The sequence below is a fragment of the Catenibacterium sp. RTP21428st1_D7_RTP21428_210409 genome, assembly GCF_040227455.1.
In the GTDB taxonomy this organism is placed as follows: Bacteria; Bacillota_I; Bacilli_A; order Erysipelotrichales; family Coprobacillaceae; genus Catenibacterium; species Catenibacterium mitsuoka_A.
In genome coordinates this window covers 1-11453 of sequence record NZ_JBEHVX010000075.1, presented here as the reverse complement: position 1 = coordinate 11453, position 11453 = coordinate 1, and the positions used below count along the sequence as shown (strand labels likewise).

Here is an 11453-nt window from a genome sequence, read left to right as displayed (position 1 = left end):
GACAAATAGTCTATATCCTGAATATTTCTGCTCCACACTTCTCTTAAATCGTTACCTGTAGATTATGGGTATTCAAACAGGAAGTTTATCTTTCTTAAAAGAGAGAGAAAAAGAATTATTAGTATTGTTGATTTCAAATTATCGAGGTGAGTTTACTCCAATAGAAGTGAGTAAACAATTATCAGTCACAAATAAGACAGTTATTAACAGATTGGCAGTATTAGTGAAGAACGGATTTGTGATTCCAATATTAGTTAATAAGAGAATCCGTTCCTACAAACTAAGTGAATTTGCGATAAATCACGAAAAGGAAATTAAGGAAGCAGTTGGGTAAAAAATATGATGAATAAGTATAGAATTATATTCAGTCCAACAGGTGGAACTGAAAAGGTATCAAAATCAATCACAAAGAATTGGGCTTATGTAGAAGACATAGATCTTTCAGTTGTAGATAAGAATTATCAAGATATATCATTGACAGAAAATGATATTGCGGTAATTGCTATGCCTTCTTTTGCTGGATTAGCACCACAAGTCGCATTAGATAGACTTGCGAAAATCAATGCACATAACTGTAAATGTGTCATTGTTGCGGTATATGGAAATAGGGCGTATGAAGATACACTTGTTCAAATGGAAGATTATGCACGTATGGCTGGATTTGATGTCATTGGGGCTATATCAGCCATTGCTGAACATTCTATTTTCCATCAATTTGCGACAGGAAGACCGAATGAGAATGATTGTCATCAATTAGAGGAATTTGGTGATCAGATTCTAGAAAAAGCATCTAATAAGATTAATGCTAAACCGAATATTCCAGGTCATAGACCTTATAAGAAAGCAGGTGGAGGAACGATTCCTCAAGCAAATACCTTATGTACAAAGTGTGGCTTATGCGTAGTAAAATGTCCTACAGGTGCAATTAGTAAAGAAAACCCACAAGTGACAGACAAGGATAAATGTATTTCATGTATGCGTTGTGTGGCTGTTTGTCCAAAACAAGCAAGAAGTCTAGATCAAGAGAAGATGGCAGTCATAGAAACAGCAATCGCAAAGGTTTGTTTAATTAGAAAAGAGTGTGAATTATTTATATAATTGAATAGTAGATCATACAAAAGAGGACGAGATAGGATGATATTTTCATCCTTCCTTCCTCTTTTTGACTTTGTTAGACAAGCATTGTACTTTTCCTTACAAATAGTTAAATTTTGTGTATTTATCGTTATATTTTATAATTTTATTATGCAAAAAACTAGATTATTTCTTAAAATTCGTTTAATATAGGTTCGATATAATACTCAAAAAGAGAGAAGGATGTGGAAATATGAAATATTATTTAGGAATTGATGTAGGATCTACAACTGTAAAACTCTATTTGACAGATGAGAATGATAAATGCTTGTTTTCTAAGTACACAAGACATTTCTCAGATGTTAGAAAAACAATCTATGAGTTATTAATTGAAGTAAAGAACCAGATGGGTGATATTGATTTATATCCCGTTATGACTGGTTCAGGAGGTTTATCTCTTGCAGATAAGCTTGGTATTTCTTTTATACAGGAAGTTATTGCGTGTACAAAGACAGTAGAAACATATATTCCACAAACTGATGTTGTTATAGAACTTGGTGGAGAAGATGCCAAGATTACTTATTTTGAAGGACAGCTTGAACAGCGTATGAACGGTACTTGTGCAGGAGGTACTGGGGCATTTATTGACCAGATGGCTACTTTATTAAAGACTGATGCTGCTGGTTTAAATGAATATGCGAAAAACTATAAGACAATCTATCCTATCGCATCGCGTTGTGGTGTCTTTGCAAAAACAGATATTCAGCCTTTAATTAATGAAGGTGTATCTAAAGAAGATATTGCGGTATCTATTTTCCAGGCAGTTGTCAATCAGACTATTTCTGGTCTTGCCTGTGGTAAACCTATTAGAGGGAATGTTGCATTCTTAGGTGGTCCACTATATTTCATGGATCAGTTAAGAGAACGTTTTATTGAAACATTAGGTTTAACTGAAGATGAAATCATCTTCCCACAGAATTCACAGCTATTTGTTGCTATGGGAGCATGTTTAAATGCGAAAGAAAAAGTAGAAAATCCATTAAACATTTCTAAGATTATTGAAGACTTAGAAGGTCTTTCAGATTCTCCTACAGAACTTACAAATGTCTTAGAACCATTATTTAATGGTGAAGCAGAATTAAAAGAATTCAGAGAAAGACACTTTACTCATATCACTAAGAAAAGAACACTTAAGAAATATAAAGGTAAAGTATTCTTAGGTATCGATGTTGGTTCTACAACATCTAAGATCATCATGACTGATGATCAGGGTGCTATCTTATATTCTTTCTATAGTTCTAATGAAGGAAATCCATTACAGTTAATTATGAGTCTGATGAAGGAAATCTATCAGATGCTTCCAGAAGGATGTTATATTGCGAAAGCAGGTGTTACTGGTTATGGTGAAGCTCTTATTAAAGCTGCTTTAAAGGTGGATATTGGTGAAGTAGAAACAATTGCCCATTATACTGCCGCAAAAGCCTATGAACCTGATGTAGATTTCATTCTTGATATTGGTGGTCAGGATATGAAGGCTATTACTATTAGAGATAACGTCATTCAGAACATTTCATTAAATGAAGCATGTTCTGCAGGATGTGGTTCATTCTTAGAAACATTCGCAAAATCATTAGGTTATAAGATTGAAGAATTCGCAGAACTTGCATTAAAGTCTAAACACCCTATTGATTTAGGTTCTAGATGTACAGTATTCATGAACTCAAAGGTAAAACAGGCACAAAAAGAAGGTGCTTCTGTAGAAGATATCAGTGCTGGTTTATCTTATTCAGTTATCAAGAATGCATTATATAAAGTAATTAAGCTAAGAAGTAAAGAAGATATTGGTAAGCATGTTGTTGTACAGGGTGGTACTTTCTATAATGAAGCTGTACTACGTGCATTTGAAAAAGAAACAGGTATTGAAGTAGTAAGACCTGATATCGCAGGATTAATGGGTGCCTATGGTATGGCCCGTATTGCGATTGAAAATGATGACAATGAACCTTCTACTATTCTTTCATTAGAAGAAATAGAAGCACTTGACTATAATACGAAGATTAGAAACTGTGGTAAGTGTACAAATAACTGTATGTTAACTATTACATCATTTAATGATGGTAGAGAATATATTTCAGGTAATAGATGTGAAAGAGGGGCTAACCTTCCAATGACATCTAAAAAGTTACCTAACCTCTATGATTATAAATATGGTCGTATCTTTGGTTATAAATCACTTTCTAAAGATGATGCAAGAAGAGGAGAAGTGGGTATTCCTAGAGTACTTAATATGTATGAGAACTATCCATTCTGGCATACATTCTTTACTCAGTTAGGCTTTAGAGTTGTCTTATCTGCAAGATCTTCTAAGAAAATCTATGAAAAGGGTATTGAATCTATTCCATCAGAAAATGCCTGTTATCCAGCAAAGATTTCTCATGGACATATTGAAAACCTAATTGAAAGAGGTATTCCTTTTATCTTCTATCCATCAGTAGCATATGAAAGAAAAGAATATGAAGATGCAGGTAATAACTATAACTGTCCAGTTGTTGCTTCTTATCCAGAAGTTATTAGAAACAATGTAGACAGCTTAGAAGAAAAACATGTGAAATATAAGAACCCATTCTTATCTTTAAATAACCCTAAGACATTATTTAAGGTAATGAAGGAATCTTTAGCTGAATATGATATTTCAGATAAGGAAATGCATAATGCGATTGATAAGGCTTATCAGGAATTAGCACGTGCAAGAAAAGATATTGAAGTAAAGGGTCAGGAAGCATTGGAATGGATGCATAAAAACCATAAGAAGGGTATTGTCCTTGCAGGACGTCCTTATCATGTGGATCCAGAAATCAACCATGGTATTGCCAGCTTAATTACAAGTGAAGGTTTTTGTGTATTAACAGAAGATTCTGTATGTAATTTAAATAAAGAAAACTTAGATTTACGTGTAGTAGACCAGTGGACATATCATTCTAGACTCTATCGTGCTGCAGAATTCGTAACAACTCAGCCAGATCTTGAACTTATCCAGTTAACATCATTTGGATGTGGATTAGATGCAGTTACAAGTGACCAGGTGGCTGAATTATTACAGGCAAGAGGTAAGATTTATACACTTATTAAGATTGATGAAGCCTCTAACTTAGGACCAATCAGAATCCGTATTAGATCACTTAAAGCAACAGTAAAGAAGAAAGACAATACTGTGCACTTAGAAAATAAATATGAATCTGAAAAAGTATCATTCACAGAAGAAATGAAGGATGATAGATGGACTATTTTATGTCCTCAGATGTCTCCTATTCATTTCCAGTTTGTAGAAACTGCAATGAATTCAGAAGGTTATAACTTTGTCGTATTACCTTCTGTAGATAAAGATGCTGTAGAACAGGGATTAAAGTATGTCAATAATGATGCATGTTATCCAAGTATCTTAGTAACAGGTCAGATGATGAATGCCTTGAATTCAGGTAAGTATGATCCTCATAAGGTGGCATTGATCATCTCACAGACAGGTGGAGGATGTCGTGCAACAAACTATATTGCGTTTATTAGAAAAGCATTAAAGGATGCACATATGGATTATGTACCTGTTATTTCAGCAAACTTACAGGGATTAGAATCTAACCCAGGCTTTAAGATTACTTATAAGGTGGCTAAGAAGGTTATTATTGGGGCTATGTATGGTGACTTATTCATGAGAGTCTTATATCGTGTAAGACCTTATGAAAAGGTGAAAGGTTCAGCTAATGAATTATATGAATCATGGGTAGAGAAGTGTAAAGAAAACGTTGAAAATGGTTCTATGAAGGAATTCAAGAAGAACGTTTATCAGATTGTAAAGGAATTTGATGAATTACCACTTCTAGATATTAAGAAACCTAGAGTAGGTCTTGTAGGAGAAATCCTTGTAAAATTCCACCCTACTGCCAATAATGAGATTGTAAAGATTATTGAAGAAGAAGGCGCAGAAGCAGTTATGCCAGATTTAATTGACTTCTTCCAGTATTGTTTCTACAATACTCAATATGAACATGAACATTATGATGCAAGCTGGAAATCAGCTAAGTTATGTAATGTAGCAATTAAACTCGTAGATTTCTTAAGAAAAGATATGATTAAGGCATTAGAAGCATCAAATCGTTTTGATGCACCACATCCTATTGATCAAATTGCAAAGAAAGCAAGTGAAGTTGTTTCTATTGGTAACCAGACAGGTGAAGGATGGTTCTTAACTGGTGAAATGATTGAACTCATTGATGAAGGTGCACCAAATATTGTATGTATGCAGCCATTTGCCTGCTTACCTAACCATGTAACAGGTAAGGGTGTCATTAAGGCATTAAGAAGAAAATATCCACAATCTAACATTGTTGCGATTGATTACGATCCAGGAGCTAGTGAAACTAACCAGCTTAACCGTATTAAATTAATGTTATCAACAGCATTTAAGAACATGGAATCATCTAAATAGTGGAGGAAGATATGGAAGATGGACATTCCACCCCGCCCTCGCGAGGTAGGGCTATTCTAGGCTTTATAAGATCAAAACTGAATTATAATAAGATTTCTGTATTAAAGAAATTAGCCTGTAAGAATAACCCTGTAATATATAGACGTGTATTACAAGAATTAGGCGACTACAAGTATAAAAAGAAGCCTGTGAAGGATATAACCCTTTCACAGGCTGATTATGATACATGCTGCCTTATACTCACTGTAATGGTTGAGAAAGATTTCGATTATTATTATGATCAGGGAGATGTCAAGCGTACAATAGAACGTATGATTGACTTGCTGAGTTAGGAGACTATTGTGAGAAAGATTAAAGAAGTTGTTGTAGTAGAAGGTAAAACAGATACAGCAACACTTAAACAGTTATTTGATGTAGATACAATTGAAACATCTGGGTCAGGAATCAACGAAGATATTCTATCTCTCATTAAAACTGCTGCCAAGACACGTGGTGTCATTGTCTTAACAGATCCTGATTATCCTGGTACACAGATTAGAAATAAAGTCATTCAGGCTGTTCCTAATGCAAAGCATGCCTTTGTCGCAAAAAAAGATGCCAAGGGTGTGAAGAAGCTTGGTATTGCGGAAGCAAGACATGATGCAATTATTGAAGCATTAGAGAATGCAGTCACATTTAGTGATGCTAAAGAATCTATTTCATGGGATGAATTTATTGATCTAGATGTATTAGGAAATAAGAAGAGAAGACTACAGGTCTATGATGCCTTTCATTTAGGTTATGGTAATGCGAAAGCATTATTTAAGAGATTGAATATGATGGGTATTACAAAAGAAGAAGTACTTAAAGCATTAAAGAGTCAGTAGACATTATCTGCTGACTCTTTTTTATGTATATTCAATTTCTTCACTACCTACAATATTCTGTTCTAATTTAGTTTTACCATTTATTGGAAATACATTATTATTCATCTATTTCTTTAAAGATGAAATCAAAAACTTCTTCTCGATATAATTAAAAAGGCTGTTCACCACAGCCTTATTTTAATAGTATGTGCTTTTCATCCAATGCTTCTTTAATACGTTCTAATGTTTCTTCATCAGGTGCTGTGATTGTATGTAAGTGAACACCATCTGTTAATAGAGAAAGAGGCGCAATATCATTATCCTTAACTGCAGACATAAACTTAGAGACATCATAACGTGAATATATATGTAGATTTCCTTTGATTTCTCCATAAAGAGGATGTTCTACTATTACATCTTCAACCTTACCACCTAAATCTACAATAGTATTTAATTCTTCTTCTAATTGATCGTTATTATGCTTTACTGCAATCGTATAATGATTACTCCTATTTGTATCTAATATATATCCTCTAGGTGTAGCAGTAATATCTTCTCCCGATGCTCTTAGTAATGCAACATCTCCTACAATAATCTGCCTAGAAACACCTAATTCTTTCGCAATTTTACTTGCTGAAACAGGTTTATCACTACTACTTATTATTTCCATTATTTTTGTTTTTCTATCCATATACATCACCTTTTTGACCATTATAAAAGAATTTTTCAGGGAACTCAATGGTCTTTTCTTTACATATCCTATATAATAAATGATATGGAAAATATCGCAAAAAAATCAAATACAGAATTTATATTAAATACATTTAACTTAAAGCCTTCTAAGAAATATGGACAGAACTTCTTAGTAGATCCAGGTATTATTCAAAGTATCGCAGATCATGCTTCGCTGGATAAGGAGACAGCAGTTATTGAAATAGGACCTGGTATAGGCGCTCTTACAGAACAGCTCTCTATTAAAGCTGGTAAAGTATTATGTTTTGAAATAGATGAACGTTTAAAAGAAGTATTATCATTCTCTTTAGAAGGACGTGATAATGTAGAAATCATCTTCCAGGACTTCATGAAAGCTGATTTAGAAGAAGCATGTAATAAACTAAAGGACTATAAGGATATCTGTGTTGTCACAAATCTTCCCTATTATATTACATCTAAAATCATCACAAAGATTGTGTCTTCTTCTACACCTATTAATCGTTTAGTCGCTATGGTACAAAAGGAAGTTGCACTAAAGCTCTGTTCTGAAGAAAAGAGTCCTTTAAAGATGATGATTGATTATGTAGGAGATGTTCAATATGAATTGAATGTGCCTAGACATGTATTTATGCCAGCACCTCATGTAGATAGTGCTGTTATTTCTATTCATAAAGAACGTGTTATATCACAGGAATTGATTGATCTGATTGAAGCAAGTTATACTGCAAAAAGAAAAACACTCTATAATAACTTAAAGCCTTTATATCATGATCAGACAAAAGAATTATTAGAATCATGTGGTATTCCTGCCAATAAACGTGCTGAGGAATTAAACATTGATGACTATATAAGAATACTAGAAAGGAGTCATACACTATGAAGATTCGTGCTTACGCGAAAATAAACCTTGCATTAGATGTAGTAAGTGAAAGAGAAGATGGATATCATGAATTAAATATGATTATGGCCCCTATTGGTCTTCATGACTTAATTCTTATTGATCCTATTGAAAAAGGTATAGAAATTACTACAAACACTTACCGTGTACCTACTGATGAACGTAACATCATGTATAGGGTGGCTGATGCATTAATCAAGAAGTTTGATATCCAAAGTGGTGTAAGAATCCACTGTTATAAGCATATTCCTTCACAAGCTGGAATGGGTGGAGGAAGTGCCGATGGTGCAGCTATCTTCCGTGCAATGAACAGCTTATTCCATTTACGTATGTCTTATCAGGATATGTGTGAAATGGGTAAAGAGATTGGTGCAGATATTCCATTTTGTGTATGGAATCGTATTGCGGTTGTAGGTGGTATTGGTGAAAATCTACATTTTATTGATCGTTCACGTTTTAATTGTCATTTATTGATTGTAAAACCTAAGAAAGGTGTTTCTACAAAGAAATGTTTTGATGATTTAGATATCGAAACAGCTGTTCATCCAGATATTGACTTAATGAAGCATGCAATTGAAAAGAATGATTATCAGGGTGTTGTAGATTGTTTAGGTAATACTTTAGAAGCGCCTTCTATTAAGATGGTACAGGATATTCAGTCTATTAAGGATGATATGATGAACTTTGGTTTTGATGGTGCTCTTATGTCAGGTAGTGGTTCATCTGTTTTTGGTATGACTCAAGATTCTGAATTAATTGATAAAGTGCTTCCATATTTTAAAAAGAAATATAGTTTTGCAGTAAAAACACAGATTTACTATCCAGAGAAAAGGAAAAAGGGATAACTTGCGCCTTTTCTCTTTTATTTTGAATTGAATTTTGCTAGAATGTAGGGGAAAAAAGGAGATATGTCGATGAAAGTTTATGCAGTTGTCTTAGCAGCGGGTAAAGGCACTCGTATGAAATCAGATGCACCTAAGGTTGTTCATGAAGTTTTATATAAACCAATGATCAATCATGTGGTGGATGAATTAAAGAAGTTAGATATCGCAGAAACAGTCGTTGTTGTTGGACATGGGGCTGACCAGGTCAAGGCTTTGTTAGATAACGACGTCACTACTGTCTTACAGGAAGAGCAGAAAGGCTCTGGACATGCTGTCATGATGGCAGAAAGTGTTCTAGGAGATAAAGAAGGTATGACTCTTGTATTAAATGGAGATGCACCTTTAATTACTGCGGAAACATTACAGGGACTTATTGATTATCATATGAATGGTAAGAATAGTGGTACTGTAATGACTTGTGATTGTGACTTGTCACTTCCATTTGGTCGTATTATTAAGGAAGATGGACAGGTAACTGGAATTGTAGAATTCAAAGATTTACAGGAATCTCAGATGGATATCACTGAGATGAATGTAGGTGAATATTGTTTTGATAACAAATCAATGTTTGAAGCTTTAAAGAAAGTAACAAACAACAATGCTCAGGGTGAGTATTATATTACAGATTTAATTGGAATCATGAATGAAGAAGGCAAGAAGGTTGATGGCTATAAGATTCAGGATTTCAGTGAAGTAGGTGGCATTAATGACCGTGTTCAGCTTGCTGAAGCAACTAAGTTACTTCAGAAGAGAGTAAATAAGAATTGGTTATTAAATGGTGTAACTATTGTAGATACTGATAACACATATATTGGTACTGATGTTGTGATTGGTAAAGATACAATCATTGAACCAGGTTGTATTATCAAGGGACATACTACTATAGGGGCACATTGTCATATTGGTCCTTATTGTGAATTTACAGATGTAGATATTAAGGATAATGTGGAAATCAAGTTCTCAGTATTAAGCGATTCTATTGTAGAAAGCGGTACTGATATTGGTCCTTATGCAAGACTAAGAACTAATTGTCATATTAGAGAGAATGTACACATTGGTAACTTTGTGGAAATGAAGAAAGCTGATTTTGGTAAGGGAAGCAAGTCTGCTCATCTTACTTATATCGGTGATGCTAAAGTAGGCGATGGCGTTAATATTGGTTGTGGTACTATCACAAGCAATTATGACGGTAAGAATAAGTCAATGACTGTTATTGGAGACAATGCATTTATTGGATGTAATTCAAATCTAGTTGCACCAGTGACTGTTGGTGAAGGCGCATTTGTTGCAGCTGGATCTACTGTAACAGAAACTGTAGAAGATGGCGCAATGTCTATCGCACGTGCTAGACAGGTGAACAAACCTGGTTATGCAAAAGTTTTAGAAGAAAAACGTATGAAGATTTATAACGAAAGAAACAAGAAATAAAAAAAGGGGACACATATGAAAAACAAAATTACAGTATTTTCTTTATCTTCAAGCAAGAAATTAGCTCAGGATATCGCAAGCATTTTAGGTACTAAGGTTGGAGACTGCAAAGTTCATCACTTCGCAGATGGTGAAATCTTATGTGAAATCGGTGAATCTGTTCGTGGTAAGGACGTATTCATTGTTCAGTCTACTTCTAATCCAGTAACTGAAAACTTAATGGAAATCTTAGTATTAACTGATGCTTTAAAACGTGCTTCTGCTCGTGAAATTACTGCAGTTATTCCATATTTCGGATATGCTAGACAGGATCGTAAAGCTAAACCTAGACAGCCAATCACTTCTAAGCTAGTTGCAGACTTATTAACTACAGCTGGTGTTAACCGTGTTGTAACTGTTGACTTACATGCAGCTCAGATCCAGGGATTCTTTGATATTCCAGTTGATGAAATGCAGGCTTTACCACTATTAATCAAATACTTCCGTAAAAAGAAGGTTCAGGATTTATGTGTTGTATCTCCTGACCACGGAGGAGCTACTAGAGCTCGTAAGATGTCTGAAGCATTTGACTGCCCTATCGCTATCATCGATAAGAGAAGACCTAAACCAAACGTAGCTGAAGTTATGGGTATCATCGGTAATGTTGAAGGTAAGAACTGTATCTTAGTTGACGATATGATCGATACAGCTGGTACTATTACAGCTGGTGTTGATATGTTAAAACAGAAAGGTGCTAAGGATGTATATATTGCATGTACTCATGGTGTACTTTCTGGACCTGCTATTGAAAGATTATCTACTTGTGCTGCAAAAGAAGTTGTTATTACTAACACTATCGAAATTCCACAAGAAAAGAAATTTGATAAACTTGTTTCTGTATCTGTTGCAGGATTACTTGCACATACAATTGAAAACATCGAAAACGATTTACCAGTTAGTGACGTATTCACTCAGTATGATTGTTAATGTAGAGGACTCATTATGAGTCCTTTTTTAGACCAAATATATGAAGCGAAATAAGTAAACTGCTCCTGTGGTTTCTATGCAGTAACGACTGTCAACCGAAATTGATAATGTCTCAAAAATAATCAAACATTAGCACCACAACGGTGCTTTTGTTTTGCAGCATA

At 34.3% G+C, this 11453-nt stretch carries 10 protein-coding genes; 9 read left to right on the top strand and 1 reads right to left on the bottom strand.

Annotated elements, in window-relative coordinates:
* Positions 1 to 64 precede the first annotated feature (64 nt).
* The 5 genes from ABUA27_RS10010 to rnmV all read left to right on the top strand — a co-directional run bounded on the left by ABUA27_RS10010 (position 65) and on the right by rnmV (position 6420).
* Complete coding sequence (locus ABUA27_RS10010; RefSeq protein ID WP_349820646.1) at positions 65 to 334, top strand: hypothetical protein; 270 nt, start codon at positions 65 to 67, stop codon at positions 332 to 334.
* A gap of 8 nt (positions 335 to 342) precedes the next feature.
* A complete protein-coding gene (locus tag ABUA27_RS10005) occupies positions 343 to 1098 on the top strand; it encodes a 4Fe-4S binding protein (RefSeq protein WP_287968509.1) in 756 nt (251 codons plus the stop codon).
* A gap of 229 nt (positions 1099 to 1327) precedes the next feature.
* A complete protein-coding gene (locus ABUA27_RS10000; protein ID WP_349820645.1) occupies positions 1328 to 5554 on the top strand; it encodes an acyl-CoA dehydratase activase-related protein in 4227 nt (1408 codons plus the stop codon).
* Positions 5555 to 5565: 11 nt separating this feature from the next.
* The gene (locus tag ABUA27_RS09995) at positions 5566 to 5886 is read left to right on the top strand and encodes a hypothetical protein (RefSeq protein WP_129981602.1); all 321 of its coding nucleotides are present in this window, start codon (positions 5566 to 5568) and stop codon (positions 5884 to 5886) included.
* Positions 5887 to 5895: 9 nt separating this feature from the next.
* Positions 5896 to 6420, top strand: a complete 525-nt coding sequence (gene rnmV, locus ABUA27_RS09990) for a ribonuclease M5 (protein ID WP_006504468.1) — start codon at positions 5896 to 5898, stop codon at positions 6418 to 6420.
* A 172-nt stretch (positions 6421 to 6592) separates the two neighbouring features.
* Here rnmV and ABUA27_RS09985 read toward each other — a convergent pair whose 3' ends face one another.
* Positions 6593 to 7090: a transcription repressor NadR gene (locus tag ABUA27_RS09985; protein ID WP_281082596.1), complete on the bottom strand. Its 498-nt coding sequence runs from the start codon at positions 7088 to 7090 to the stop codon at positions 6593 to 6595.
* Positions 7091 to 7174: 84 nt separating this feature from the next.
* Here ABUA27_RS09985 and rsmA point away from each other — a divergent pair, with 84 nt between their 5' ends.
* The 4 genes from rsmA (at position 7175) to ABUA27_RS09965 (ending at position 11289) form a co-directional block, all read left to right on the top strand.
* Positions 7175 to 7993, top strand: a complete 819-nt coding sequence (gene rsmA, locus ABUA27_RS09980; RefSeq protein WP_287846540.1) for a 16S rRNA (adenine(1518)-N(6)/adenine(1519)-N(6))-dimethyltransferase RsmA — start codon at positions 7175 to 7177, stop codon at positions 7991 to 7993.
* The gene (gene ispE, locus ABUA27_RS09975; protein ID WP_287968512.1) at positions 7990 to 8856 is read left to right on the top strand and encodes a 4-(cytidine 5'-diphospho)-2-C-methyl-D-erythritol kinase; all 867 of its coding nucleotides are present in this window, start codon (positions 7990 to 7992) and stop codon (positions 8854 to 8856) included. Before rsmA ends, ispE begins: the two co-directional genes overlap by 4 nt.
* 69 nt (positions 8857 to 8925) lie before the next feature.
* Positions 8926 to 10323, top strand: coding sequence for a bifunctional UDP-N-acetylglucosamine diphosphorylase/glucosamine-1-phosphate N-acetyltransferase GlmU (glmU, locus tag ABUA27_RS09970; RefSeq protein WP_287968513.1), 1398 nt, complete (start codon positions 8926 to 8928; stop codon positions 10321 to 10323).
* Between the two features lie 15 nt (positions 10324 to 10338).
* Entirely contained in the window at positions 10339 to 11289 is a 951-nt protein-coding gene (locus ABUA27_RS09965) for a ribose-phosphate diphosphokinase (RefSeq protein WP_129981593.1), read from the top strand.
* The last annotated feature ends 164 nt before the right edge of the window (positions 11290 to 11453 follow it).

Excerpts from the sequence above, each read along its gene's own strand:
- rsmA (WP_287846540.1), top strand. The coding sequence starts at position 7,175 with ATGGAAAATATCGCAAAAAAATCAAATACAGAATTTATATTAAATACA.
- ABUA27_RS10010 (WP_349820646.1), top strand. The coding sequence starts at position 65 with ATGGGTATTCAAACAGGAAGTTTATCTTTCTTAAAAGAGAGAGAAAAA.
- ispE (WP_287968512.1), top strand. The coding sequence starts at position 7,990 with ATGAAGATTCGTGCTTACGCGAAAATAAACCTTGCATTAGATGTAGTA.
- ABUA27_RS10000 (WP_349820645.1), top strand. The coding sequence starts at position 1,328 with ATGAAATATTATTTAGGAATTGATGTAGGATCTACAACTGTAAAACTC.
- ABUA27_RS10005 (WP_287968509.1), top strand. The coding sequence starts at position 343 with ATGAATAAGTATAGAATTATATTCAGTCCAACAGGTGGAACTGAAAAG.
- ABUA27_RS09995 (WP_129981602.1), top strand. The coding sequence starts at position 5,566 with ATGGAAGATGGACATTCCACCCCGCCCTCGCGAGGTAGGGCTATTCTA.
- ABUA27_RS09985 (WP_281082596.1), bottom strand. The coding sequence starts at position 7,090 with ATGGATAGAAAAACAAAAATAATGGAAATAATAAGTAGTAGTGATAAA.
- ABUA27_RS09965 (WP_129981593.1), top strand. The coding sequence starts at position 10,339 with ATGAAAAACAAAATTACAGTATTTTCTTTATCTTCAAGCAAGAAATTA.
- glmU (WP_287968513.1), top strand. The coding sequence starts at position 8,926 with ATGAAAGTTTATGCAGTTGTCTTAGCAGCGGGTAAAGGCACTCGTATG.